Annotated in this window: 24 protein-coding genes; 16 read left to right on the top strand and 8 right to left on the bottom strand. The window is 64.0% G+C overall.

The window, feature by feature from the left end; all coding sequences use genetic code 11:
* The first annotated feature begins 2 nt into the window (after positions 1 to 2).
* The 7 genes from VB672_RS20565 (at position 3) to VB672_RS20535 (ending at position 7,496) form a co-directional block, all read left to right on the top strand.
* Positions 3 to 131, top strand: a complete 129-nt coding sequence (locus VB672_RS20565) for a hypothetical protein (RefSeq protein ID WP_329786082.1) — start codon at positions 3 to 5, stop codon at positions 129 to 131.
* A gap of 38 nt (positions 132 to 169) precedes the next feature.
* The gene (kdpB, locus tag VB672_RS20560) at positions 170 to 2,278 is read left to right on the top strand and encodes a potassium-transporting ATPase subunit KdpB (protein ID WP_329786081.1); all 2,109 of its coding nucleotides are present in this window, start codon (positions 170 to 172) and stop codon (positions 2,276 to 2,278) included.
* Between the two features lie 13 nt (positions 2,279 to 2,291).
* Positions 2,292 to 2,894: a K(+)-transporting ATPase subunit C gene (locus tag VB672_RS20555; protein ID WP_329786080.1), complete on the top strand. Its 603-nt coding sequence runs from the start codon at positions 2,292 to 2,294 to the stop codon at positions 2,892 to 2,894.
* A 54-nt stretch (positions 2,895 to 2,948) separates the two neighbouring features.
* Positions 2,949 to 5,651, top strand: a complete 2,703-nt coding sequence (locus tag VB672_RS20550; RefSeq protein WP_329786079.1) for a sensor histidine kinase KdpD — start codon at positions 2,949 to 2,951, stop codon at positions 5,649 to 5,651.
* Entirely contained in the window at positions 5,648 to 6,340 is a 693-nt protein-coding gene (locus VB672_RS20545; protein WP_329786078.1) for a response regulator transcription factor, read from the top strand. The genes VB672_RS20550 and VB672_RS20545 overlap by 4 nt, the downstream gene beginning before the upstream one ends.
* Before the next feature lie 34 nt (positions 6,341 to 6,374).
* Positions 6,375 to 6,824 carry a PTS sugar transporter subunit IIA gene (locus VB672_RS20540; RefSeq protein ID WP_329786077.1) on the top strand — a complete coding sequence of 150 codons (450 nt, stop codon included), beginning with the start codon at positions 6,375 to 6,377 and terminating at the stop codon, positions 6,822 to 6,824.
* A gap of 468 nt (positions 6,825 to 7,292) precedes the next feature.
* Positions 7,293 to 7,496 (top strand): hypothetical protein, encoded by a 204-nt coding sequence (locus tag VB672_RS20535; RefSeq protein ID WP_329786076.1) that lies wholly within the window; start codon positions 7,293 to 7,295, stop codon positions 7,494 to 7,496.
* A gap of 90 nt (positions 7,497 to 7,586) precedes the next feature.
* Here VB672_RS20535 and VB672_RS20530 read toward each other — a convergent pair whose 3' ends face one another.
* Positions 7,587 to 7,847 (bottom strand): hypothetical protein, encoded by a 261-nt coding sequence (locus VB672_RS20530; RefSeq protein WP_329786075.1) that lies wholly within the window; start codon positions 7,845 to 7,847, stop codon positions 7,587 to 7,589.
* 861 nt (positions 7,848 to 8,708) lie between these two features.
* On the opposite strand from VB672_RS20530, the gene VB672_RS20525 reads away from it, so the two are divergent.
* The 7 genes from VB672_RS20525 to VB672_RS20495 all read left to right on the top strand — a co-directional run bounded on the left by VB672_RS20525 (position 8,709) and on the right by VB672_RS20495 (position 16,385).
* Positions 8,709 to 10,376: a TIGR04028 family ABC transporter substrate-binding protein gene (locus tag VB672_RS20525; protein WP_329786074.1), complete on the top strand. Its 1,668-nt coding sequence runs from the start codon at positions 8,709 to 8,711 to the stop codon at positions 10,374 to 10,376.
* Between the two features lie 86 nt (positions 10,377 to 10,462).
* Positions 10,463 to 11,407, top strand: a complete 945-nt coding sequence (locus VB672_RS20520; protein WP_329786073.1) for an ABC transporter permease — start codon at positions 10,463 to 10,465, stop codon at positions 11,405 to 11,407.
* Positions 11,404 to 12,315: an ABC transporter permease gene (locus tag VB672_RS20515; RefSeq protein ID WP_329786072.1), complete on the top strand. Its 912-nt coding sequence runs from the start codon at positions 11,404 to 11,406 to the stop codon at positions 12,313 to 12,315. Before VB672_RS20520 ends, VB672_RS20515 begins: the two co-directional genes overlap by 4 nt.
* Positions 12,312 to 13,985: an ABC transporter ATP-binding protein gene (locus VB672_RS20510; protein WP_329786071.1), complete on the top strand. Its 1,674-nt coding sequence runs from the start codon at positions 12,312 to 12,314 to the stop codon at positions 13,983 to 13,985. Before VB672_RS20515 ends, VB672_RS20510 begins: the two co-directional genes overlap by 4 nt.
* An 18-nt stretch (positions 13,986 to 14,003) precedes the next feature.
* Positions 14,004 to 15,053 (top strand): putative FMN-dependent luciferase-like monooxygenase, encoded by a 1,050-nt coding sequence (locus VB672_RS20505; RefSeq protein ID WP_329786070.1) that lies wholly within the window; start codon positions 14,004 to 14,006, stop codon positions 15,051 to 15,053.
* 46 nt (positions 15,054 to 15,099) lie between these two features.
* Positions 15,100 to 15,765 carry a CMD domain protein gene (locus tag VB672_RS20500; RefSeq protein WP_329786069.1) on the top strand — a complete coding sequence of 222 codons (666 nt, stop codon included), beginning with the start codon at positions 15,100 to 15,102 and terminating at the stop codon, positions 15,763 to 15,765.
* A gap of 14 nt (positions 15,766 to 15,779) precedes the next feature.
* Positions 15,780 to 16,385, top strand: coding sequence for an alkylhydroperoxidase domain protein (locus tag VB672_RS20495; protein ID WP_329786068.1), 606 nt, complete (start codon positions 15,780 to 15,782; stop codon positions 16,383 to 16,385).
* Between the two features lie 667 nt (positions 16,386 to 17,052).
* Here VB672_RS20495 and VB672_RS20490 read toward each other — a convergent pair.
* From VB672_RS20490 to VB672_RS20460, 7 genes are all read right to left on the bottom strand, one after another.
* Positions 17,053 to 17,400, bottom strand: a complete 348-nt coding sequence (locus VB672_RS20490; RefSeq protein ID WP_329786067.1) for a DUF6665 family protein — start codon at positions 17,398 to 17,400, stop codon at positions 17,053 to 17,055.
* 107 nt (positions 17,401 to 17,507) lie between these two features.
* On the bottom strand, positions 17,508 to 18,899 hold the full coding sequence (locus VB672_RS20485; protein ID WP_329786066.1) for an adenylate/guanylate cyclase domain-containing protein: 1,392 nt from the start codon (positions 18,897 to 18,899) through the stop codon (positions 17,508 to 17,510).
* Positions 18,900 to 19,060: 161 nt separating this feature from the next.
* Positions 19,061 to 19,513, bottom strand: a complete 453-nt coding sequence (locus VB672_RS20480) for a cyclophilin-like fold protein (protein WP_442932138.1) — start codon at positions 19,511 to 19,513, stop codon at positions 19,061 to 19,063.
* Between the two features lie 277 nt (positions 19,514 to 19,790).
* Positions 19,791 to 20,840 carry an NAD(P)-dependent alcohol dehydrogenase gene (locus VB672_RS20475; protein ID WP_329786064.1) on the bottom strand — a complete coding sequence of 350 codons (1,050 nt, stop codon included), beginning with the start codon at positions 20,838 to 20,840 and terminating at the stop codon, positions 19,791 to 19,793.
* A gap of 127 nt (positions 20,841 to 20,967) precedes the next feature.
* A complete protein-coding gene (locus VB672_RS20470; protein WP_442932137.1) occupies positions 20,968 to 21,438 on the bottom strand; it encodes a (R)-mandelonitrile lyase in 471 nt (156 codons plus the stop codon).
* A 41-nt stretch (positions 21,439 to 21,479) separates the two neighbouring features.
* Complete coding sequence (locus tag VB672_RS20465; protein ID WP_329786063.1) at positions 21,480 to 22,268, bottom strand: carboxymuconolactone decarboxylase family protein; 789 nt, start codon at positions 22,266 to 22,268, stop codon at positions 21,480 to 21,482.
* Positions 22,269 to 22,342: 74 nt separating this feature from the next.
* Positions 22,343 to 23,542: an MFS transporter gene (locus VB672_RS20460; protein ID WP_329786062.1), complete on the bottom strand. Its 1,200-nt coding sequence runs from the start codon at positions 23,540 to 23,542 to the stop codon at positions 22,343 to 22,345.
* A gap of 99 nt (positions 23,543 to 23,641) precedes the next feature.
* Between VB672_RS20460 and VB672_RS20455 the strand changes: the two genes are divergently transcribed.
* Entirely contained in the window at positions 23,642 to 24,535 is an 894-nt protein-coding gene (locus VB672_RS20455; protein ID WP_329786061.1) for a LysR family transcriptional regulator, read from the top strand.
* A gap of 155 nt (positions 24,536 to 24,690) precedes the next feature.
* Entirely contained in the window at positions 24,691 to 25,797 is a 1,107-nt protein-coding gene (locus VB672_RS20450; protein WP_329786060.1) for an alpha/beta hydrolase, read from the top strand.
* Positions 25,798 to 26,153 lie beyond the last annotated feature (356 nt).

The following is a 26,153-nucleotide window of genomic DNA, read 5'->3' as shown; positions in this document are numbered from 1 at the left end:
ATGTGACCAAGTCCGTCCATCGCTCACGCCAGAAGGCCTGGAGCCCGATTGCCATCGTCCTGGCGATGACCGCCGGGATGATGGCCCTGGTTGGCCTGTTCCACTTCATCATCCGCATCGCCACCGCCTGACAGGCTGGTCGGCCGATCGTATGCCCAGGAGTTCATCCATGAACACCGTCCAGACCCGTAGTGGAGCCAACCGCGCTCCCATTATGGACCCCAAGATCATCGTTCCGGCCCTCGGGGTGACCTTCACCAAGCTCGACCCCAGGGTCATGATCCGCAACCCGGTCATGTTCGTTGTCGAGGCCGTGGCGGTTCTCACGACCGTACTGTTCCTCAAGGATCTGGCGACAGGCGGGACGAGCCTCGGCTTCTCGTTCCAGATCATCCTGTGGCTGTGGTTTACGCTGCTCTTCGCCAATTTCGCCGAGGCTGTGGCCGAGGGCAGGGGCAAGGCTCAGGCGGCTTCCTTGCGCAAGACGCGGACCGAGACGCAGGCCAAGCTGCTCTCCGGCGCTGGACGAGACTACAAACTCATTCCCGGCACACAACTCAAGGTGGGCGATCTCGTCCTCGTCGAGGCGGGCGACATCATCCCCAGCGACGGCGAAGTGATCGAAGGCGTTGCCTCGGTCAACGAGGCCGCCATCACGGGTGAGTCAGCCCCGGTCATTCGCGAGTCTGGCGGCGACCGCTCGGCGGTGACCGGCGGCACGCAGGTGCTGTCGGACTGGATCCGCGTGCGGATCACGGCGGCGCCGGGCTCCACCTTCATCGACCGCATGATCGCGCTGGTCGAAGGGGCGGCGCGGCAGAAGACGCCGAATGAAATCGCTCTGAACATCCTGCTCGCCGGCCTGACGCTCATCTTCGTCATCGCCGTCGCGACCATCCCGAGCTTTGCCGCCTATGCGGGTGGCGCCATCCCGATCACTGCCCTGGTGGCGCTGTTCGTGACGCTCATCCCAACCACCATCGGCGCGCTTCTGTCCGCCATCGGCATCGCCGGCATGGACCGTCTGGTGCGCTTCAACGTGCTCGCCATGTCGGGACGCGCCGTCGAGGCCGCCGGCGACGTCGATACGCTGCTGCTCGACAAGACCGGCACGATCACGCTCGGCAACCGGCAGGCGACGGCCTTTCGGCCGGTCCGCGGTGTGAGCGAACAGGAACTGGCCGATGCGGCGCAGTTGGCATCCCTCGCAGACGAGACTCCTGAGGGTCGCTCGATTGTGGTGCTCGCCAAGGAGAAGTACGGTATCCGCGCCCGGGACATGAACGAACTCCACGCGACCTTCATACCGTTCACCGCGCAGACCCGCATGAGCGGCGTTGATGTGGGTGGCAGCTCTATCCGCAAGGGTGCGGTGGATTCGATTCTGGCTTCCGTGAACGCCGCGGTCCCGGCATCCCGTGGCGGAGCGGTTCAGGCGATCAAGCCACTCGCCACCGCGGAACAGATCCGCGAATTGCAATCGATCGCCGATGAGATCGCGAAGGGGGGCGGAACGCCCCTGGCCGTGTCCCGGGATGGGCGCCTCCTGGGCGTGGTTCAGCTCAAGGACATCGTCAAGGGCGGCATCCGCGAGCGCTTTGCGGAGTTGCGCCGCATGGGCATCCGCACGGTGATGATCACCGGCGATAATCCTATGACCGCTGCTGCCATTGCGGCTGAAGCAGGTGTCGACGATTTCCTCGCGCAAGCGACCCCGGAGGACAAGCTCCAGCTCATCCGCTCCGAGCAAGCCCAGGGTAAGCTCGTTGCCATGTGCGGCGACGGCACCAACGACGCGCCGGCCCTGGCGCAGGCCGATGTCGGCGTTGCCATGAACACCGGCACGGTCGCAGCCCGCGAGGCCGGCAACATGGTCGACCTCGACAGCGATCCCACGAAGCTCATCGAGATCGTCGAGATCGGCAAGCAGCTCCTGATGACGCGGGGATCCTTGACGACATTTTCGATCGCCAACGATGTCGCCAAGTACTTCGCGATCATTCCGGCCATCTTTGCCGGCATCTATCCGCAGCTCGGCGCCCTCAATGTCATGGGGCTGGCGACTCCCGAGAGCGCGATCCTGTCGGCCATCATCTTCAACGCGCTCATCATCATCGCGCTGATCCCGCTGGCCCTGAAGGGTGTGAAGTACCGCGCCGTCGGTGCGGGCCCGCTTCTGCGCCGCAACCTGCTCGTCTACGGCCTCGGCGGCATCGTCATCCCATTCATCGGCATCAAAGCCATCGACATGGCCATCAGCGCCATTGGTCTCGCTTAGCAAGGAAAGCACCATGCTTCGTCAACTTCGCCCGGCCCTTGTCATGATCGTTGCCATGACGGCGATCACGGGCCTTCTCTATCCTCTCGGCATGACCGGCGTCGCTCAGGCGGTTTGGCCCGACAAGGCCAATGGCAGCCTCATCACCGCCAACGGCCAGGTGGTCGGCTCCGAGCTGATCGGCCAGAACTTCACGGGCGACCGCTACTTCCATGGCAGGCCCTCGGCGACCGTGGGCCCCGATCCGGCGGACCCGAGCAAGACGACCGGGGTGCCCTACAATGCCGCGAGCTCCGGCGGCTCGAACCTCGCGCCCACCAACCAGGCTCTGCTCGACCGCATCAAGGGCGATGTGGAGACCCGCAGGAACCAGAACTCGAGCCAAGCCATTCCCATCGACCTCGTGACGACTTCCGGCAGCGGTCTCGATCCCCACATCTCACCGGACGCGGCCCTGTTCCAGGTGCCACGAGTGGCTGCGGCCCGTGGCCTACCGGAGGATCGGGTGCGCCGGCTTGTGGCCGCGCATATCGAGGAGAGGATCCTGGGCCTTCTCGGTGAGTCGCGGGTGAACGTTCTCAAACTGAACCTCGCCCTCGACCGCGGGAACGGGTAGCTTCCCACCGTGGGGCTGCCCGATTTAGACCGACCCAAGACCCTTTGAGACAACATGCCCAACGCCCGCCTCTCATCAGACCTACGACCGTCCCCGGACGCCCTGCTGCACGCTGCCCAGCGGGAGGGCAGGGGGCGTCTCAAGGTGTTCCTCGGCGCCGCGCCGGGCGTGGGCAAAACCTACGAGATGCTCCAGGAAGCTGCTGCCAAGAAGCGGGAGGGGGTCGATGTCGCGATCGGCATCGTGGAGACCCATGGCCGCCAGGAAACTCAAGCGCTGGTCCATGGCCTCGAGATCGTGCCGAGACGGGTGGTCGACTATAAGGAGCATCGCCTCGAGGAGATGGACCTCGACGCGATCTTGAGGCGCAGGCCCGCGCTCGTTCTCGTCGACGAGCTGGCCCACACCAATGCCGAGGGCAGCCGTCATCCCAAGCGGTACATGGACGTGGAGGAGCTTCTCGTGGCTGGCATCAACGTGTTTACCACGATGAACGTCCAGCATGTTGAGAGCCTGAATGACGTGGTGGCTCAGATCACCCGCATCCGCGTGCGGGAGACCGTGCCGGACGCGATCCTCGAGCGGGCGGACGACATCGAGGTGATCGACATCACGCCTCAGGATCTCATCCAGAGACTGAACGAGGGTAAGGTCTACGTGCCCCAGACCGCCCAGCGCGCTGTGGCGCACTACTTCTCGCCCGGCAACCTGACGGCCCTGAGGGAACTCGCATTGCGGCGCACGGCCCAGCGCGTGGATGCGCAACTCCTGAACCACATGCAGGCCAACGCGATCCCCGGCCCATGGGCCGCGGGGGAGCGGATCCTGGTCTGCATCGACGATGCCATCGGCAGCGAGGCGCTGGTCCGCTATGCCCGCCGCATGACCGAGCGGCTTCAGGCGCCCTGGACCGCGCTGCATGTCGAGACGGCAGTGTCCCTCCGGCGCTCCGACGCCGCGAATGACCGGATCACCGAAACATTGCGCCTTGCCGAGCGTCTCGGCGGCGAGGCGGTCACGATCCCAGGCCGTGACGTGGCGAGCGAAGCGGTCCGCTACGCTGCGACCCACAACGCGACCCACATCATCATCGGCAAGCCGGCCAAATCGCGCTGGCAGGAGATGATCCAGGGCTCGGTCGCTCATGAGATCATCCGGCAGGCCGGTGACATCAGCGTCCACGTCATCGCACTCGGCGGCGAGAAGGAGCAGGCCAGAAGGCGGCGTGTCCTGCCCGCGCATGCGGAGCGCGACCCGCGCTCCTACCTTGCGAGCACGGCCTTCGTGCTTGGGGCACTCGCCCTGGGGCTTGTCCTTGACAGGTTCATGGACGTCCAGAACATTGCCCTGGTCTTCCTGACCGCGATCCTCGGCGCATCCGTCACATTCGGGCTTTGGCCCGGTCTTTACGCCAGCGTCTTGAGTGTGCTGGCCTTCAACTTCTTCTTCCTGCCACCGGTCCAGACCTTCACCATCGCCGATCCGGAGAATGTCTTCGCGTTCTTCTTCTTCCTTCTCGTTGCCCTGATCGCCAGTAACCTGACGGCGCGGGTGCGCAGCCAGGCGATCGTCGCGCGCCAGCGTGCCAAGACGACAGACGATCTCTACCTCTTCAGCCGCAAGCTCTCGACAGTTGGTTCCCTGGACGATCTTCTGTGGGCGACGTCGTTCCAGATCGCGTCCATGCTCAAGGTCCGGGTCGTCGTGCTGATGCCGGAGCACGGTCGACTGGAACTGAAATCGGGCTATCCGCCAGAGGATCTGCTCGATGAGGCCGATCTCGGCGCGGCCAAGTGGGCATTCGAGCACGATCGGGAGACGGGACGCGGCTCCGACACGCTTCCGGGGGCCAAACGGCTGTTCATCCCCATGCGCACGAGCCGGGGTGCGGTGGGCGTGATCGGCATCGACCGCGACAAGCCAGGGGTCCTTCTCACCCCGGAGCAGCGGCGATTGTTCCATGCCCTGGCCGACCAAGCCGCGCAAGCCGCAGAACGCATGCGTCTGGTCGAGGACGTGGATCGCGCCCGCCTTGCGGCCGAGTCCGACCGCCTGAGGACCGCGCTCCTGACGTCCATCTCTCATGACCTGAAGACACCGTTGGCTGCGATCATCGGCGCGGCGGGAACGCTGAAGGGCTACTCGGCAGACCTGGACGAGGACTCGAAGGAGGCCCTGCTTGCGACCGTGCAGGACGAGGCAGATAGGCTGAACCGCTTCATCGCCAACCTGCTCGATATGACCCGGCTGGAATCGGGGGCGATCGCGCCGAATATCGCGCTCAATGACCTGAGTGACGTTCTGGGAGCCGCCCTCCAGCGTGCGCGCAAGGTACTGTCAAACGATTACGTTGAACTTCATCTCGCACCCAACCTACCCATGGTTGCCGTCGACCCCGTGCTGTTCGAGCAGGTCCTCTTCAACCTGCTCGATAACGCCGCCAAGTACTCACCCCTGCAGGCGACCGTCCTGATCCAAGCGTGGGAGGAAGTGGGAAGCATCGTCCTCCAGGTACTGGACGAGGGCGACGGCATCCCGGAAGAGGATGTCGAGAGGATCTTCGACAAGTTCTACCGTGCCCGGAAGGGCGACCGCGTCAGAGCCGGAACGGGCCTGGGACTGCCGATCTGTCGCGGCTTCATCGAGGCCATGGGAGGAACCATCGTGGCCATGAATCGCACCGACCGGAGGGGCGCGGTCTTCACGGTCAGGCTGCCCGTTCCAGATCAAGGACAGTTGGAGCAAGAAGTGGCATGACGGCACCCAGCATCAAAGTCCTCGTGGTGGATGACGAGCCGCCGATCCGGCGGCTCCTGCGGGCCGGACTGGCCACGCAGAATTACGATGTTCGCGAGGCCGGCAGCGTGGAGGAGGCGCTCCAATCCATCAGGGATGACACGCCGGACGTGATGCTGCTCGATCTCGGGCTCCCGGACCGCAACGGCATGGACTTGCTGGCCGAACTTCAAGGCAAGGACGAGACTTTCCCGATCCTGATCCTGTCGAGTCGCGCCGACGAGGCCGGCATTGTCCAAGCCTTGGAGTTGGGCGCAGACGATTACATCACCAAGCCGTTCGGCATGAAGGAGGTGATCGCCCGCCTTCACGTCGCTATCCGCCACCGCTTGCAGCAGCAGGGCGAGCGGCCGATCTTCCAGGTCGGTGGGCTCAAAGTGGATCTCGTGCGTCGGATCGTGACGGTCCATAATCAGGACGTGAAGCTGTCGCCGCGAGAGTACGAGATCCTGCGCATCCTGGTCCAGCATGCCGGCAAGGTGCTGACACATCGCTTCATCATCCATGCGGTCTGGGGCGGCATCGCGGAAGCCCAGAACCTGAGGGTTCATATCCGGCAATTGCGCCAGAAGATCGAGGATGATCCCGAGCAGCCTGCTCTCATCCAGACCGAGACCGGCGTCGGATACCGCCTCCAAGCGCCCGATTGAACCTGGTCCCAGCAATAAAAACACCAAGGTCATCATGAAGATCGAAGAGTTCTTGCAGCCCGCAAACGTGGTCATCGAACTGCGGGCCGGCGACAAGGAAGCTGCGCTCCGGGAGCTCGCCGGGCGCGCAGGAACGACGCTGAACTGGGATACGCAAGTGCTGTTGCAGGCCTTATACGAACGTGAGGAGCTTGGCTCCACCGGATTGGGCGATGGCATCGCAATCCCGCACGTCCGGCTCTTGGGCATCGATCGGCCGTTCGGGATTCTTGCGCGGCTGAAGCGGCCGATCGAGTTCGCGGCGGTCGATGGACGGCCCGTCGACGTCTTGTTCCTGCTTGTCCTGCCGCGCGAGGCAAAAGGCAGCAGCCAGTTGAACGCTTTGGCCTGCGTGGCCCGTCGCTTGCGGGACGAGCCGACAGTCAAGGCTATCCGGCAGGCGTCCGATGCTGAGGCCGCCTATCACGCGATCATCAGCCGATAGGTGGCCGACCTTATGAGAACTTTAGATCCGACGCCTTTTCCCTCTGCTTTTCCGATATTGAATCCCGTATGCGGGTTTTCAGCCTCGACGCCTAGCCAAGGCAGTCGGCGATTGAGGTACGCGAAGGGTGCGTGCAGCAGGACCACGACAGGTGAGCCCCATCTGGCTCAACGGAGACCGAGCCACTCCTGAGCCTTCCCCTGAACGTCGCTTGTTGGCACTTCTCCGAAGTAACCCGATTGTCAGCTTTGGCAGCGAGTACCGGACGTTCCGGAGGAGCAAGGGAACTGCCGTGCCGGACCCATCCCGGACTTCTGACTGCGGGACAACTCCTGGCTCTTTATCAGCACAGCTGGATATCTGGCTTAGACACGCTATATTCCGATCATCGCCAGCCATTCCGAACCTATGGGCGCCGGTGACCGAGAGATGCGTGTGCTCCCGCCTGCAAGGCTGTGGAGCGCCATGATGGCCGATAATCCCAAAACGCCGACGACTCGCGCCGAGTACGATGCGCAGATGATGCGGCACTCCCTGGACGCGCTGAAGAAGTCATATCGGTTGCTCAAAGAAACCGGTGATCTTCTGGCCTCCAACTACCCGCAGGCTGGCAAGCCAAGACCGCATCAGGAGCCGGATCAGGACTCCGGACGGAGCAGGAGGCAGGAATGAGTGCTCCAGCAGGCCCATCGGTGCTGTGTAGGGCCCTCGAGCTCTCGACCGACAAGCAGGTTGCTCAGGATCGAGAACATGGTTCTCCTATTAGCCAGGCTCCTGCGGCACTTCTTTTCGCTCCCGAAAAAACCTATCGACGGCGTGCAGCAGATCCTCGATCCGGAACGGCTTTTCCAGGTGCGCTGCTCCTTTGAGAGCCTCCGGCACCATCGCGCCGTTGTAGCCGTTCGAATAGACGAACGGCACGTCGCGGCGGCGCAGGATTTCCGCAACCGCAAGGCCGCTCTCCCCCCGCAGGTCGATGTCGAGCACCGCGCAGGTGAGGCTCTCGGCCTCGGCCACAGGCAAGGCCTTGTCCAGGCTGGCGATGGGGCCGACGACACGGGCTCCGCATCCTTCCAGGGCGCGGCGGAGATCGTCGGCGATACCAGCTCGGAGCCGAAACGGAGTACGAACTTGCGTCCGACGGTGTCCGTTGCACGATCACGCCGCTGATTTCCAACCCGCTATGGAGAGCCTGATCATGCATGACCCGGCTCCATTCTCCCGATTGAAGGGGCGCCGCATTCTGGTGGCGGAGGACGAGTACATGGTAGCGGATGACCTGCGCCGGGATAAGGCATGGTGCTGAGGTCGTGGGTCTAGCGCCGAGCATGGCGGATGCCATAAGGATAATTCAGGCGGAAGGCCTTCTCGACGACGCCATCCTTGACGTCAACTTACGCGGCGAGAAGGTGTATCCAGTGGTCGATCTCCTACGGAAGCGCGCCGTGCCTAGGTGTTCACGACGGGCTACGAGCAATGGGCACTGCCCGAGGCATACGCGGAAGTGCCTCGCAGCGATAAGCCCTTGGACTTGTGTCGGGTCGTTCAAGTTCTGTTTGGCTGAGATCGAGGCAAATGTGTTGCTGCCTTCCTCCCTCCCCACGCAAGATCCGGTAATGGCACTTCTCGGAAATTGAGCGAACGTCCGCAGTAGAGAGGAACATCGGACGTTCATGAGGGCAGGGGACGTTCAGAGCCTGCCTCTGTACCAACGTAGGTTTCACCAGCTCCTAGAGAATCTTCTCCGGAATGCAGATCCCGGAGAAGATTCTTGCTCGTTCATCTTGTTCTGAAAAAAGAACATTTCAGTTGCTTTAACGGACAAAACGGCGCGATAATCCCTCAATGGTTGGCGACGGACTTCAGCCTTGCAGGGAATATATTATGACACGCAGATCTCGATCCAGAAGCAAAGTAGGCCTTGCAACCCTGATTGGAGCCACGTTCCTGACAGGTGCCTCACTCTGGGGTAGCGGCACGATCGCGGCCGATGCCCAAGGCGCGCCCGTGAAGGGCGGCACCCTGGTCTATCTCGAGCAGCAGGCCCACACCAATCTCTACCCGCCCGCGGGCGGGTTCTATCCCAATGGCGGGATCCTCAACCAGATCACCGACAAGCTGACCTACCAGAATCCCAAGACCCTCGAAATCGAGCCCTGGATCGCCGAATCGTGGACGGTGAATGCTGATGCGACGGAATACACGTTCAAGATCCGCAAGGGCGTGACCTTCTCCGACGGCACGCCGCTCGACGCCGCCGCCGTGGCCAAGAACTACGACACGTTCGGGCGCGGCAACAAGGAACTCAAGCTGCCGATCTCCGAGGTCATCAACAACTACGATCGCAGCGAAATCATCGACCCGCAGACAGTGAAGTTCTACTTCAAGAAACCATCACCGGGCTTCCTGCAGGGCACGTCCGTGATCGGCTCCGGCCTCGTGTCCCTGAAGACCCTCGCGCTGCCCTATGAAGCGCTCGGCGATGCCACGAAGATCATCGGCTCGGGTCCGTTCGTCGTCGCGAGCGAAACACTCGGACGCGAGCTCACGCTGAAAGTGCGCGCGGATTACAATTGGGGGCCGGCGAAGCTCGAGCACCAGGGGCGCGCCTATCTCGACGAGATCAAGTACATCGTCACGCCGGAAGACAGCGTGCGCATCGGTGCTCTCGTGGCCGGGCAGGCCGACGTCATCCGCCAGATCCAGGCGTACGACGAGAAGCAGGTCGAGGACGAGGGCTATCTGATCTACGCACCCTCGACCCGCGGCGTGAACAACTCCGTCGTCTTCCGTCCCGACAATCCGCTCGTCGCCGATGTCCGGGTCCGCCGCGCGCTCCTGCACGCCACCAACACGGACGAGATCGTCTCGACCCTGTTCTCCGACAATTACCCGAAGGCGACCTCGATCATCGCCAAGACCGCATCGGGCTATGTCGACCTCTCGCCGAAGCTGTCCTACGACCTCGAGAAGGCCAAGGCCCTGCTTGACGAGGCTGGCTGGAAGCTCGGCACGAACGGACGGCGCCAGAAGGACGGCCAGACGCTCGAACTGTCGGCCTACGAGTCGCTGCCGCAGCCGCAGAACAAGGAGACGCTGCAGCTCGTCGCCCAGCAATGGGAGAAGATCGGCGTGAAGCTGAACGTGCTGACCGCCGATTCAGGCAGCGCCGTCGTGAACAATCTCGATCCCGCCAAGGCGCCGGTTTCGCCCGCCATGGTCGGCCGCGCCGATCCCGACGTGATCAAGAGCCAGTACTATCCGACCAACCGCAACGTCCTGCTGCAGAAGGGCGGCAACAGCGACAAGGTGCGGTCCTTCGTCGACGAGAAGCTGAACGCGCTCCTCGATCGGCTCGCCTCCGAGCCGGACCGCGCCAAGCGTCTCGCGGTGGCCGGCGAGGTCCAGAACTACGTGGTCGATCAGGCCTACGCCATTCCGATCTTCGAGGAGCCGCAGGCTTTTGCCGCCGCGCCTTACGTGAAGGGCGTGTCCTTCGAGGCGGTCGGCCGTCCCAGCTTCTACAACACTTGGCTGGCGCCGCGCCGCTGAGGAACCGTCAGGTCGGCCGGGTGTCGCAGACGAGCGATGTTTGGCCGACCTGCAATGGATCGTCTCGATTTCAGACAGGATCTCCCATGTCGCGATACGTGATCGGCAGGATCGGGCAGGCGGCTCTGGTGCTCTGGGCGGCGTTCACCGTATCCTTCGTCCTGCTACAGGCCCTGCCCGGCGATGCCATCCTCATCAAGTTCCTCAATCCCGAACTCGGCCTGGGGCCGGAGCAGATCGCCGACATCCGCGCTTCCTATGCGGCGGACAGCCCGCTGGTCGTGCAGTACGTCCATACCGTGTTGAATTTTCTCACGGGAAATTTCGGCTATTCCATTCATGCGGGCGTTCCGGTCGGCGATCTGATCCTGGCCAACCTGCCGCAGACCCTGTGGCTCGCGAGCCTCGGCTTTCTGCTGTCGCTCGTCGTTGCGGTGACGCTCGCCGCACTCTCGGCCCTGTCTCCCTTGTCGTGGCTGCGCTCCGTCATCCAGTCGATTCCCGCTCTCTTCATCTCCACGCCCGTGTTCTGGCTCGGGATCCTGCTGATCCAGATCTTCTCGTTTCAGCTGAAGCTCATCCCGATCATCAATCCGGGTCCCTGGCAGGCCTTGATTCTGCCCGTCCTGACGCTGGCTGTGCCGATCTCGGCGCCGCTCGCCCAGATCCTGATGCGCAACATCGACCACGTGCTGACGGAGCCTTTCGTGGCGGTTGCCCGCGCCAAGGGCGCCTCCCACCGCTGGGTCCTGTGGCGGCACGTGGCGAGGAACGCCGTCCTGCCGACGCTCACCATCGCGGGCATCCTGTTCGGTGAGCTTCTGGCCGGCGCAGTCGTCACGGAAGCGGTGTTCGGCCTCAACGGTCTCGGCGGGCTGACGCAACGCTCCGTCAACGATCAGGACATCGCGGTGCTGCAGGCGATCGTCGTGTTCTCGGCGGCGGCCTTCGTGCTCATCAACCTCACGGTGGACCTGCTCTACCCCGTCTTCGATCCGCGCCTCAGAGTGAGACAAGGAGCTGCCGCATGACCGGCTTGAACACGATCGGACGCAGCCTGCTGCGCGATGATGCGGAGATCCCTGCAAGCGCCTCGAAGGCATCGAGGCACGCGCCCTCGGGTGCGCGGTGGCTGAAGGCTGTCAGAGGCATCCAGCCCGGCCTGGTGCTGTCCTGGTCCGTCATGGCCGTCGTCGTGCTCTGGGCGCTGTTCCCGCAATGGTTCACGAGCTACAGCGCCACCGTCGGCGTCGCACGCCAGCAGCTCCGTGCGCCGAGCGCGGAGCATTGGCTCGGCACCGACGCCCTGGGCCGTGATCTTCTCGCCCGCATCATCTACGGCGCCGGCAATTCGCTTTCGGGGGCCCTGGTGGCCGTAGGCGTCGGCCTCGTGGTCGGCACCACGCTCGGCATCGTCGCTGGATCCGCGCGGGGCAGGATCGACGGAGCCATCATGCGCGGCGTCGATGTGCTGCTGTCGATCCCGCAGCTTCTCCTGTCGCTCAGCATCGTCATCCTGCTCGGTTTCGGCATCGTGAACGCCGCCATTGCGGTCGGCATCACGTCCATCGCCAGCTTCGCGCGGCTCGCCCGCTCCGAGGTGGTGCGGGTGCGCGCCAGCGATTACGTCGAGGCCGCGTTCGGGAGCGGCGGAACCTTCGGCCGCGTGCTGCTGCGCCACATCCTGCCGAACTCGCTGACCTCGGTGATCGCTTTCGCGGCCCTGCAGCTCGGCTGGGCGATCCTGACCATCTCCACCCTGGGCTTCCTTGGCTACGGCGCGCCTCCGCCTACGCCGGAATGGGGCCTGCTGATCGCCGAGGGGCGGAACTACCTGGCGCGCGCCTGGTGGCTGACGACGGTTCCCGGAATCGTGGTGATCGTCGTCGTCCTGTCGGCGAACCGCATCAGCCAGTCCTTCGGAAAGGCTAGGGCATGACGACCGCCATCACCATCAAGCCCGCATCGACGGACGTCGCGAACCTGCCCGTTCTCGAGATCTGCAATCTCGCCGTGGGTTATCGCGGCAACGAGGGATTCCAGCGGGTCGTCCACGACGTATCGCTCCGGGTGCGTCCTGGCGAGGTCGTGGCGCTCGTCGGTGAATCCGGATCCGGCAAGACCACCACGGCGCAGGCGGTGATCGGCCTTCTGGCCGAGAACGGCAGGCTGGAGGCCGGCGCGGTGCGGCTCAATGGCACCGATATCGCCGGCTGGTCGCAGAAGCGCCTCGACGCCATCCGCGGCAGCAAGATCAGCCTGATCCCGCAGGATCCGACGAGCTCGCTCAACCCGGTCAAGACCATCGGCGCGCAGGTGGCCGAGGTGCTCCAGATCCACCGGCAGGGCAACCGGGCGGAGATCGACGCTCGCGTGATCGAGCTCCTGACCCGCGTTGGCCTCTCCCAGCCGGAGCTGCGCGCCAGGCAATATCCGCACGAATTGTCGGGCGGCATGCGTCAGCGCGTCCTCATCGCCATCGCGGTCGCTCTGCGCCCGGCTCTGATCATCGCCGACGAGCCCACCAGCGCCCTCGACGTGACGGTGCAGAAGCGCATCCTCGACCTGATCGACGAGCTGCGCGGCGAGTACGGCACGGCGGTTCTCCTGGTGACCCACGACCTGGGTGTCGCGGCCGACCGATCGAACCATATCGTCGTGCTCAAAGGCGGTCGCATCCAGGAGCAGGGGCCGACCGCCGAGGTGCTCGCTTCTCCACGCAGCGAGTATACGCGCAAGCTCCTGGCCGATGCGCCCTCGCTCGGCAAGACCCGGTCCGTTCCCCGCTCCGTATCGCCACGCATCGGCGAGCGTGATGACGCCATCGTGGTCGAGAACCTCGTGCAGGATTTCATCGTCGGGAGCCGCCGGGATGTCTTCCGGGCGGTGGACGGCGTGTCCTTCACCGTCCAGAGGGGGACAACCCACGCGATCGTGGGCGAATCCGGCTCGGGCAAGACGACGACCGCGCGCAGCATCGTGGGCTTCCAGAAGCCCACTGCGGGGCGCATCCTCGTCGACGGTATCGACGTGACGAATCTGCGCGGCGAGAATCTGCGCCGGTTCCGCAGGACGATCCAGCTCGTCTACCAGAACCCGTTCGCTTCCCTCGATCCGCGGCAGACCATCTTCCAGATCGTCGAGGAGCCGCTTTTGAACTTCGATCCCCTGCCGCGGGAGGATCGCGCGAGGAAGGTCCAGGCCATTCTCGACCGCGTCGGTCTCCCGCCATCGGCTCTGACCCGCAGGCCTCATGCCCTCTCGGGCGGCCAGCGGCAGCGCGTCGCCATCGCCCGCGCGCTCGTGCTCGATCCGCAGGTGCTAGTGCTCGACGAGGCCGTGTCGGCTCTCGACGTGACGGTGCAGGCACAGATCCTGGCGCTTCTCGACGAGCTGCAGCAATCCCTTGGACTGACCTATCTGTTCATCTCCCACGATCTCGCGGTGGTCCGTCAGATCTCGGACACGGTTTCAGTCCTGCACGACGGCCGCCAGGTCGACAGCGGTCGCGTCGAGGACGTGTTCCAGCGCCCGGGCAGCGCCTACACGCGCGAGCTCATCGGCGCGATTCCCGGACAGCGCAATCTCAACCCACACTTATTCTCATAAGCGATTTGGAGCAAAGCCATGACAACATCCTCGAAGCGCAAGAGGCTCGGTTTCTTCACCCGGCTTCTCGATGACGCGAGCGCCGGCGAGCGCTACCGCCTCGCGGCCGAGCAGATCATCCATGCGGAGCGGCACGGATTCGATTCCGCCTGGGTGGCCCAGCACCACTTCCACGCGGCGGAAGGCGGGCTTCCGGCGCCGCTCGTGTTCCTGTCCCATGTGGCAGCGCGCACCTCGACCATCCGCCTCGGCACTGGTATCATCACCCTGCCGCTCGAGAACCCCGTCCGGGTCGCCGAGGACGCGGTGGTGCTGGACCTGTTATCCGGCGGTCGCCTCGAAATCGGCGTCGGCACCGGCGGCACGCCGTCCTCCTTCACGGCCTTCGGCCTCGACAGCGCCAGCCGCTCGGAGATCTACGACCGCAACCTCGCCGTTGTGCGCAATGCCTGGAGCGGTGGACAATTCGAGGGCGGGGATTCTCTCTATCCGGCCGCGCCCGATCTCAACGACCGCGTCTGGCAGGCGACCTTCTCCGTCGGAGGCGGGATTCGCGCCGGAAAGGCCGGTGACGGCCTCATGCTGTCGCGCACGCAGCCCCGTCCGAAGGATGTGCCGCGCGCCACCTTGCCAGACCTCCAGCATCCCATCATCGACGCCTATCTCGAGGCGCTGCCCGAGGGCCGGGAGCCGCGCATCGTCGCGTCGCGCTCGCTGTTCGTCGCCGACAACCGGGAGAAGGCGCTGCGCCTCGCGGAAAAAGGACTGCGCCGCGTCGTAGCCGACTTCGCCGCCAAGGGGCATGTGATCCCGGGCGACAGCCTTACGGACATCATCGCGGCGCTGGACACCCATGTGGGCACGCCAGAGGACGTGCTCGAGAGCCTGAGCCGCGACACCACCCTGCCGCGGGTGACGGACCTGGTGTTCCAGGTCCATTCGGTCGATCCGCCGCACGAGGACATTCTGCGCTCGATCGAGCTGACCGCCGGCCACGTGGCGCCGGCGCTCGGCTGGCAGGCGCCGACGACAAGCAGGCCCGAGAAGCGCGTCGCCCTCGTGCGCTGAACCTCGCGCTGATCCCGCCACCCACCAACCGGAATGTGAGACAACCATGAGCACCATCCAGTCGGACGTCATCGATCATCTCGCCGGGATCCGGCCGGGCTCCAGCCTCGACACCTTGCGTGCTCAGCGGCCGCAGGCCCGGGAGAACGCGCAGAAGAGCTATCTGGCGCTGTTCGAGCCGGAGTTTCCCGGCAACGTCACGGCGCTCGAGCGCTACGCCATCGCAACCTTCGTGGCGGGGCTCCATCGTCAGTCCCACGTGACCGGGTTCTATGCCGCTTCCCTGCAGCGGCTCGGACATCCGAGGCTTACCGACGTGATCAGCGCGGAGGTCGCCCGCGGCTCGGCAGAGGGCCCGTATGGGCACTATCCGCAGGGCCCGCTCACCGTCGAGGACAAGGACGGGCTCGTCTACCAGGTCTCGGCGGACAACCGGGAGAGCCTGGGATCGCGGCTCGCCGCGGCCCTGGAGCACGCGCATCTGCTCGTCTTCCATCCGCGGGACGCGAACCCGGCCGCGTTGCAAAAGCTGCTCGACGCCGGCTGGTCGACCACCGACATCGTGACCCTGTCGCAGCTCGTCGCCTTCCTGTCGTTCCAGATCCGCGTCGTCGCGGGCCTGCGGGCGCTCGCGGGCGCGTCCGCGGTCGAGGCCACCGACACGGAATACACGCAGATCTTCACGGGCGTCCTGGCGTCCGGCGCCGTTTGAGAAGGGGCATATCCATGACCGAAAAAACGCTGTCGCATCCCGACAACCGGGAGCCCGTCGCCTTCACGCAGGAGGAACTCGGCTGGCTGCCGTGGCTCGAGCCGTTCCCGACCGACCAGCTCACCGAGCGCCACTGGGCTGGGCTCGTCGACGCCTCGCGAGCCAAGTCGCCGTACTTCCTGCTGCTCGCCCGCGATCCCGACGTGCTGCAGGCCCGCACGAAGACTGACAAGGACATCTTCTACAACACGAGCAACGGGCTGCCCCGCGCCGAGCGTGAGCTCGCCGCGACGGCCACATCGCGCCATAACGGCTGCATCTTCTGCGCGTCCGTCCATTCTAGGTTCGCTACGCAATATTCAAAGCGCGGCGCCGACGTTCAGCGGCTTCTCGACGAGGGCGTCGAGGCGGATATCGACCCTCGCTGGAACGCGATCGCCGAGGCGTCGGTGGCGCTGACCGATACGCCGATCGGGTTCGGCGACCGGCAGATCGCGGTCCTGCGTGAGGCCGGGCTCGAAGACCTGGAGATCGTCGACGTCATCAACGGCGCGGCCTTCTTCAACTGGGCCAACCGGCTGATGCTGTCCCTCGGCGAGCCGACGCCCGTCAAACCTTAGGGAAGTTGGATCCTTCGCATAAATCGTATGGCGCCGTGAGGGAATTTCAGCTCTTGGCGCTGAGCTGAAGTAGGCCGAATGTCCGGTTCCGCGCAGTGAGCTTAGAAGAATGAAGTGGCGGTGGAGGCAGTCACCTGCGAACCTGTCTCCGAACTGCATTCCCTGTTCTTCGCGAAAATACTGGGAAATTCATTTGATTTTTGTGGCTAGAGCCCGCTGGATGAGTGGATCTTGCGTAAATATCAGTGAGTTAAGCCAATTTCTCACATGCGCATTAACAGGGAATATTTCTGCTCAAACAGGGAATGGCTTCGAGCAAAGCAGGACATCTGACTTTTAATCAGAGGGTCCTGGGTTCGAGTCCCAGCGCGCTCACCACATTAAACCCTTAACCGGCAAGGGTTTTCTGTTTCTTTCGTATCTGCAGCCATGTGCTTTATTTGCTCTCGGGTAACGCCGCGGGTAACAACAGACAAAATTCAAGCAATCTGCGCCAGCCCACATCACTTGCTCTGGACAGCGCAACTTCTGCAATCACGCGCTGAGCTGACCTTTGTACGGTCACGCTTAAAGGCAATTCTTGACCCGAAAGAGACCTTCTAAGCCTGAGCTTTAGATCGAGGCGGCTCAAGCCACGCCGTAGGAGGGGGGTTGGATCCCCGTGCGGCTAGTCAGCTCTTCTCCTGACTTGCCCGACACGGTTCAGCACCTCACGCGGGATGCTGTAGTCCTTCACCACAGCGTCCCAGTTCCGGAGGCCGCATAGCTCCCGCTGGATCATGAAGGCCCAGACGAGGTCCGCCGCATTGTCCAGCAAGGCGCGGCGACGATGCTCCCGGTCAGGTTCGTGCGCTTCGGCATCGGAGACCCGCAACGCGGCGAGAGCCTGCTCGACTTGGCCGCTCAAGGTGCCAAGCGTATGTGCTTTCTGCTCCCGCAGCTCGTGATCAAGCACGCTCCAGCCCGTCTCCGGCTGAAGGCCGGTCGACAAGCTCCGGGGGATGCGAACTGACATCTCAGGTCTCCGCAATATGGCGATGGAGGGGAGATGGTGCCACAATCCTCATAGGAGAACGCGACACCCTAGCGCAAGCCCGCACAGGCCACGTCTGGCGGCATCTGTCACGTGGCGATGTGAACCAAGAGGCCTTTCTGCCTACCACGGAGCTGAATTTGGCGGGAGGATTGGAACCTCGTGAGCCACTCCGGATCTCCCGCGGCGCGGATGCAATCCTCCGAGGCGATGATCGAGCCGCCTATCTCGCGCGTCACCTCCTCGAGCCTGCTTGCCACGTTCACGACGTCGCCCACGACGGTAAACTCGATGCGCTCCCGGCCACCGAGATTCCCTACGGTTACCGGACCGCAGTGGATCCCAATCGACAGGCGTAGCGGATCGGCGCCGCGAGCGGACCTCTTCCGGCTCCAGCGCTCGATCTCCTGCTGGAGTTCGAAGGCGCACGCGAGCGCGCGGGCCGGCGCGTCCGGTTGCAGGCCGACGGAGCCGAAGGTGGCCATGAAGCCGTCGCCCAGGTACTTGTCGAGGGTGCCGCCATGCTTGAACACGATGGCGCAGCTCCGCTCCTGGAAACCGCGCAGCAAGGCGAACGTGCGCTCGGGCGAGAGGGTCTCGGTGAGTTTGGTGAAACCAACGATATCTGCGAACAGGACGGCTACGGTCCGCGTCGCCGGCTCTCCAAACGCAGTCCCGCCGCGGCTGGCGAGGGCCTCGGCCACGTCCGGGGAGACATAGCGCGCGAGGTCCGCGCGCACGACCTCGGCTTCGACCTGGTTCAACAAGGTCCGCCGGCTGCGCCAGACGGCGAGTGTGATGAGCAGGGTGAACAGGGAGGTTGCAACAAGCTGGGTGTACCAGGCCGTCAGGCCGACAAAGGCCGGCTTGAAGGAGAGATCCAGGGCCGCGGCCGACGTGAGAACTCCCTCCGCAGCCGCATCGTTGAACCGCAGCGTGTCCGGCTGGGAGTAGATCGTGAAGACGCCGATCGACCAGATGACGAGGATCGACACGCCCGTCCAGAGCACCCTCCTCGGGGAGTAGGTGAGGGCGGCCTCGCCGAGGAGAAGGAGAACGTAGAGGAATTCCTGCCCGCGCAGGCGGGTCTGGATCGGCCAGTCGTTGCCGAGACTCGCCGGCGGCGGGACCAGGATCGCGGCCGTCACCAAGGCCACGTCGAGAACAATAAAACCAAGCTTGATCGCCTCGCCGTGACGATGGTGCCGCAGGCGGTACGGGATATAGCCCAGGAGGAAGAACCCGAAGGCGTAGGTTCCGTAATAGAGATCGCGCGGCCACGGGACGAGCCAGATCAGCCAGATGGAAACAACGATGATCGCAGTCAGCCGGGCGTAGAACGCGAACCGGAGGCCTTCGAGCTCGGCCTGTCGAGTGCTCGCCTGAAGACGAACCTGTGCGTTACGGAGAGACCGAAGCGATCGAAGCCCCTTCGAGGCCCTGGACACGAAGCCGACAATTCGGGTTGCCACGTCAGACATTTGTTCGCTCTGATTCATCCCAGAAGCTCTGGGTCTCACCCTGTTAGCATTCCCACGGGGTCCTTGCACGGTGCGAGCGGAAACGCCAATAGGGAGGATTAAGGCCGGAAGCTGGAATCCTCATCGAACCGGACGTTTGGAAAACGCAGGGGTTTCGGTTCCTAGCGGATGCGCTCGATGCGCAGCGGGAACTTGCCGCGCACGCGCAGCGGCTCAAAGCTGCCGTCGAAGCGGCCGAGCCGGATCAGGCCGTCCCAGCGGTAATCGGCGTAGAACATGGCCAGGTTGCCCCAGGGCTTGAAATAGCAGAGATCACCCGGTCGCTCGTTGCCGAAGGGGCCGCTGCCATCCTCCGTGAGCTTGCGCGGCAGGTAGGCGATCTTCTCGTTGCTGCCGTAGTCCTCGATCGTGAGGTCCAGGGGGAATAGCGTGGCCAGATCGCGCGCCGACGGGTTGTCGTAGAGCGTGGCCGTCATGGTTAGACCATTGAAGGTCAGCCTGATCCTCATGTCGGTCGGCTCCTGGCTCGCCGGGTCCCTGCCGCTCTGACCATGTGCCAGATGCGGAACGGCGGCTGCGAGGGTGGCGCCGAGCATCGCGCGGCGGCTGATCATCGGTGGTCTCATCGCCTTGGACATGCTCCTGATCGTGCGGGACGAGGCCTCTCGTCTACCGGCTTTCCTATCTGGGCTAACCCGTAGCTGCCGGCAAGGATTTAGGTGGGCCCGTCATGGTGCCACGCTGTTCGGGCTCTACTCATGGGGCAGGGAACATGGCCGGCAGGCTTTGATCGGGTGGTATGGGTACCGGCCCGGAGAACCGAATGCCTCCGGGCCGACGACAGCTTCATGATCTTGGCTGTCAGATGGCGAACGGCACCCTCGATAGAGGTCAGGCTGCCAGGGATGCGGTGTCGATCACGAACCGATACTTCACGTCGCCCTTGAGCATCCGCTCGTAGGCTTCGTTGATCCCATCGGCCCGGATCATCTCGATGTCGGCAACGATCCCGTGCTCGGCGCAGAAATCCAGCATCTCCTGTGTCTCGGGAATGCCGCCAATCATCGAACCGGCCAAGCTGCGGCGTTTCATAATCAGGCTGAACACCTCCGGGGACGGATGCGGCGTCGCCGGCGCGCCTACCAGGGTCATGGTGCCGTCGCGCTTGAGCAGCGCGAAGAAGGCATCGAGATCGTGCGGTGCTGCCACCGTGTTGAGGATGAAGTCGAGGCTCTTGGCGTGCGCTGCCATCTCGTCGGCGTTGCGGGAGACGACGACGTCATGCGCGCCCAGTGCCTTGGCGGCCTCGCGCTTCGACTCGGAGGTGGTGAACGCCACCACGTGCGCGCCCATCGCATTCGCGAGCTTGATGCCCATGTGACCCAGGCCGCCGATGCCGACCACGCCCACCCTGTGGCCGGGTCCCACGTTCCAGTGCTTCAGGGGTGAGTATGTGGTGATCCCCGCGCACAGCAGCGGCGCGACGGCAGCCAGTTGCTCCTCGGGGTGGCTGACGCGCAACGCGTAGCGCTCGTGCACCACGATCTGCTGCGAGTAGCCACCCAGCGTGTGACCTGGCGCATCGGGCGTCGGGCCGTTGTAGGTGCCCACCATGTGGTCGCAGTAGTTTTCCAGCCCGTCGCTGCAATCGTCGCAGCGCTTGCAGCTATCCACGATGCACCCCACGCCGACCAGATCGCCGACCTTGTGGCTCGTCACATGCGTGCCAACCGCCGACACGCGGCCGACGATCTCGTGACCCGGCACGCAAGGATACAGGGTGCCGGCCCATTCGGCGCGTACCTGATGGATGTCAGAGTGGCACACGCCACAGAAGGCGATCTCGATGCCGACATCGTGGGGACCGACCGACCGGCGGCTGATGTCCATCGGTTCGAGCGGCTTGTCTCCGGCATAGGCGCCAAAGGCCTTTACAGTCATGGAAGCGTACTTTCGTTAATTCGATCATTGGGCAGGCATTTGGGAGGGGCAGCGAAGCGAGCAGGGTTTGTCTGAGGCTGCCCTTCATGAGCCGTGTTCATGGATCCCATCCCGGTTGAATGGAGCGCTACCGGGCGCCGTATTCTTGGTCGGTGACCAGTTCCATCCAATCGGCGTTCTTGCCGTCGCGGATGTACGTGACCGCAATGTGGCTCATGCCGTTGCTGTCGGTCGCCCCATGCCAGTGCTTGATCCCGGCCGGGATCCACACGACGTCGCCGGACGTGATCTCCTGGCGAGCCTGGCCCTCCCGCTGGACCCAGCCCTTGCCCGCCATAACGATGAGCATCTGCCCGGCCGGATGGCTATGCCACGCGGTGCGGGCGCGTGGAGCGAAGGTCACCAAACCCGATGACGCAGGGGTCTCGACGGATGGCGGCGTAAGAAGATCCACCACCACCTGGCCCGAGAAGTTCTTCGGATCCGCGATCACGGACGGCGAGGAGCCGCTCGGGAAAACCTGGATGTCCTGTGCATTGGCTGGCGCGCCACCGAGTGCGGCTGCGGTCATGGTGGCGGCGATGAGGGTGTTCTTCACGTTGGATCCTTTCAGGAGACAGGATGAGGGGACGGCGATGGTCAGTTGGACCGGGCCTTGAGGACCTCTGCGACGACCGGGCCGGCGGAGAAGGCGTTGGGCCAACCTCCATAGAAGCCGATCTGTGTGACCACCTCTCCGGCCTGTTCCTGCGTCAGGCCGTTGTCCAAGGCCCTGTTCAGATGGCCTGCGAGTTGGGCCACCTGCCCATTCGCCATCAGTGACGTGATGGTCACGAGGCTGCGGTCGCGCGGCGATAGGTCAGGGCGCAGCCAGACGTCCCGGAAGAGCGGATCGGTGGTGTACTGGTCGAGGCCCGGTGCAGCGGCTCCGATAAGGCGCTGTACAGCCGCAACCCGATTTGCCTCCGCCTGCTCGTTGAGCGGCAAGAGCTGCGGTGACGCGACCGGCAACTGATCCGGTCCGATCCGGTGTTGGGCGAAGATGTCCCTGGTGACTGCAACCGCCGCCATAGCGTTCGACCAGCCCGCGTAGAAGGCGAGGTGCGTGATGGTCTCGGAGAGTTCGCGCGGTGTCACGCCGCTGTCGAGGGCGAGGTTGATGTAGTGCGGCAGGTCCAGCGTCTGGTTGCGTGCGATCAGGATAGCCACCGTCACGAGGCTGCGGTCACGCCGGGAGAGCTGCGGACGTTGCCACAGGCCTGCAACGTCTTCCTGGGCGTATCGGCCGAGGGCCGGGGAGACCGACTGGATGTCGGTCATCGAGAGTGCCGAGGTGTTTTCGGGAGGTGTGGACATGGAGGTGTTTCCTTGGGCAAGGGCGGGAGCCCCCAACGCGAGGGATACGAGTGTGGCGGCCAGCAACTTCATGGACGATGATCCTTTGCATGGTGATCGACGGGTGAAGGGGGCTGGCGCGATGATCGCGGCAGCCGATGTGGTGCTCACGTGCGTGCGGATGATCCCGTACGCTTCGTCACGAATGCCATGAGACCCGCAACTGCCAGCATGGCTGCGCTCGCACCGAAGGTGCTCTGATAGCCGCTCATGTCGAACAGGAGGCCCCCCACGGTCGCGCCCAGGGTGATCGCCAGTTGGATGGCGGCCACCATCAGTCCGCCGCCGGCTTCGGCGTCTTCGGGCAAGGTCCGGGTCAGCCAGGTGTTCCAGGCCACGGGAGCCGGGGTGCCGAGCAGGCCCCATGCCCCGAGCAGGACTGCCGTTGCGGCAAGCCAGTTGCCAAAGGCGACCAAGGCGATGGCGATCCCTGCCATCGCAAGCGGAATGGCGATCATCACGCCATACATCCCATTCTTCAGGAACGTTCCGATGAAGGTGGTCCCGGCGAGGCCAGTGATGCCCAGGAGCAGCAGGATCAGCGACAGGGTCGGAACATCGACATGGGTCACCATCTCGAGGAACGGGCGCAGGTAGGTGAACAGCGCGAACTGGCCCATGAAGAAGAGCGTGATCGCCACCATGCCGGAGGCCACCACGGGCCGGCGGAGCAGCTTGAACACGTCGCCAGAGCCGGTGGGCCGCCCAGCGTGCATGGAGGGCAGCTTTGCCAGCAGCCAGACCAGCGCGATGGCCGCCAGGGGCACGACGCAGAAGAAGGCTCCGCGCCACCCGATGTACCCGCCAAGGAAGCTGCCCAGCGGCGCCGCGACGATGGAGGACAATGCAGTCCCGCCTTGCAGGATCGCCAGGGCGCGCGGCACGCTGTCTGCCGGCACCAGCCGCATGACCGCCGCGGCCGACATCGACCAGAATCCGCCGATGGCGATGCCGAGCACCGCCCGGCCGAGCATGAGGATCGTGTAGTTCGGCGCAAGGGCCACGACCGTCCCGGAGACGATCAGCGAGAGGGCCAACACGAGCAGGACGGTGCGCCGATCCCATCGGGACGTCAGCCCCGAGATCGTCAGACTCGTGAGGACGGCGAAGATGCCTGAGACGGAGATCGCCTGGCCGGCTTGGCCTTCCGTCATGTGGAGGTCGGCGGCAATCGGGGTCAGCAGGCTGACCGGCATGAACTCTGAGGCAACGAGCACCATGCAGCACAGCGACATGGCGAGGACCGCGCCCCATGCCGGAGAGCGGTCAGGAATTACGTCACACGAAGAAACGGTTCCGGCTGTCATCAATGTCTCACGATAGCGATTGGAAGCCGGAAGATAGGCCGTACTCATTGGATCGATTAGGTGCTAAGACCTGCATGAACCTATGAGGGGGGCTCATGAATGGCGCGCGAGAACATCAACGACCTGATTGCCTTCCTGGCTGTCGCGCGGGAGCGGAGCTTCACGAAGGCGGCCGCACAGCTCGGCGTCTCCCAATCGGCCCTGAGCCACACCGTGCGCGGCCTCGAAGAGCGGTTGGGCGTGCGGCTCCTGACCCGGACCACCCGCTCTGTGGCGCCCACTCAAGCGGGCGAGCGCTTGCTCCGAACGGCGGGACCCAGACTAGCCGAGATCGAGGCCGAGCTGGATGGATTGAGCGAGTTCCGGGAGAAGCCTGCCGGCACGATCAGGATCACGGCGGGCTACCATGTCACCGATACGATCCTGTGGCCAAAGCTCAGGGCTGTTCTTGGCGACTACCCTGACATCAAGGTGGAGATCGCCCTCGACGAGAGCTTGGCCAACATCGTCGAGCAACGGTTCGATGCGGGTGTGCGCCTTGGCGAGCAGGTTGCCAAGGACATGATTGCGGTGCGCATCAGCCCTGATGTCCGTTTTGTGGTGATCGGAGCTCCGTCATATTTCGCCAGTAGACCACGACCCGAAACCCCTCAGGACCTTCTCGGCCATACCTGCATCAACCTGCGCCTACCCACCTATGGTGGGCTTTATGCATGGGAATTCGAGCGTGATGGCCAGGAACTGGCCGTCCGGGTCGACGGCCAACTCGTATTCAATGGCATCTTCCAGGTCCTCAATGCCGCTGTGGACGGCTTCGGACTCGCTCACGTCCCGGAGGACATCGCGCTGCCGCACATCGCTTCCGGCCGCCTCGAGCGAGTCCTTGAGGATTGGTGCCCATCGTGGACGGGGTACCACCTTTACTACCCGAGCCGCCGGCAGTCCTCCGCAGCCTTCAACCTGGTTGTCGAGGCTCTGCGCCACCGGAGCTGAGACAAGCAGGACCGATCCTTCAAAATCACGCGAGATTGATGAGCCAGGCTCATAAGGGCATGCGCCGCAGCTCCGCTAATCCTCTGCCTTCCCGCTTGCTACTGTTTAATCGGAGCCAGGCATCGGCCTGAGCAGGAAAGAGCAGAGATACTGGCATGAACAAGCAGAACAGTCCTGAGAATAGAGCAGCACAGACCTCCGGCCCAGACCTTGCCCGGCGTGACCTCTTAAAGCTGACCGGCGCTGGCGTCGCCGCGCTTGGTGTCGGGTCGCTTTCCAATATTCGCAGCCCAAAGGCTCAGGGCATGTCAGCCGGATGGGACAAGGTTTTCCCCCGCAGCGAGAGCGTCGATCACCAGAAGGTCAACTTCAAGAACCGCTACGGCATCACCCTGTCGGCCGATCTCTACCAGCCGAAGAATCGTGCCGGCAGGAGGCTGGCGGCGCTCGCCATCAGCGGTCCGTTCGGCGCAGTGAAGGAGCAGTCGTCGGGTCTGTATGCGCAGACTATGGCGGAGCGTGGCTTCATCACGCTGGCTTTCGACCCGTCCTTTACCGGAGAAAGCGGCGGCGAGCCTCGCAATGTCGCCTCACCGGACATCAATACCGAGGATTTCAGCGCGGCAGTGGATTTTCTCGGCCTGCACCCATCCGTCGATCGCGAGCGCATCGGCGTCATTGGTATCTGCGGCTGGGGCGGAATGGCATTGAATGCCGTCGCCGTGGACAAGCGCGTCAAGGCCGTTGCGGCCAGCACCATGTATGACATGACGCGTGTCATGTCCCGCGGCTACAACGATAGCGTGACGCTCGAACAGCGCACCCAAACGCTCGAGCAACTCAGCCGTCAGCGTTGGCAGGATGCGGAAAAGGGAACCCCGGCTTACCAGCCGCCATACAACGAGCTGAAAGGCGGCGAGGCGCAGTTCCAGGTCGACTACCACGACTATTACAGGACGCCGCGCGGGTACCATCCGCGCGCCGTCAACTCAGGCAACTCCTGGACGCAGACCACTCCGCTGTCGTTCATGAACATGCCGCTCCTGACCTACATCAAGGAGATTTCGCCGCGCCCGGTCCTGCTGATCCATGGCGACAAGGCCCACTCGCGTTATTTCAGCGAGACCGCCTATGCGGCTGCGGCAGAGCCGAAGGAGCTTCTCATCATCCCGCGTGCCAACCACACTGATCTGTACGATCGCGTGGATATGATTCCGTTCGACAAGCTCCAGTCGTTCTTCAATCAGCACCTCTCCGCGTGAGCGGCGATATGGAGCCTGGGCCGTTTGGTTCAGGCTCCATCAAGGTGAGGAGGCAAGAAGTAAGCAAATGAAGAGCACAACCCTGCATAAGCCCAGGGACATCCGAGGATTGCGGCTGTTAGCCATTGCGGGCGCTGCTGCTGTAGTCGCGCTGGGAAAAGTCCTGATTCCAGCGCCACCTGCTGCCGCGCATCACGGATGGCCCGGCTTTGAAACCGATCACCTCGTCTACATCACGGGAACGGTACTCCTGCAGTCATTTGGTGGAGTGCCCCGATAAGTCCCTCTGCTGCGGCATAGTGTGATACACTGGTGTAAGGCCCACTCCTGTGACGTGCGCCTTGTGGGCCGACAAA

The organism is Microvirga sp. CF3016 (assembly GCF_036314085.1).
Taxonomy (GTDB): Bacteria; Pseudomonadota; Alphaproteobacteria; order Rhizobiales; family Beijerinckiaceae; genus Microvirga.
This window is presented reverse-complemented; position numbering and strand designations above follow the sequence as displayed.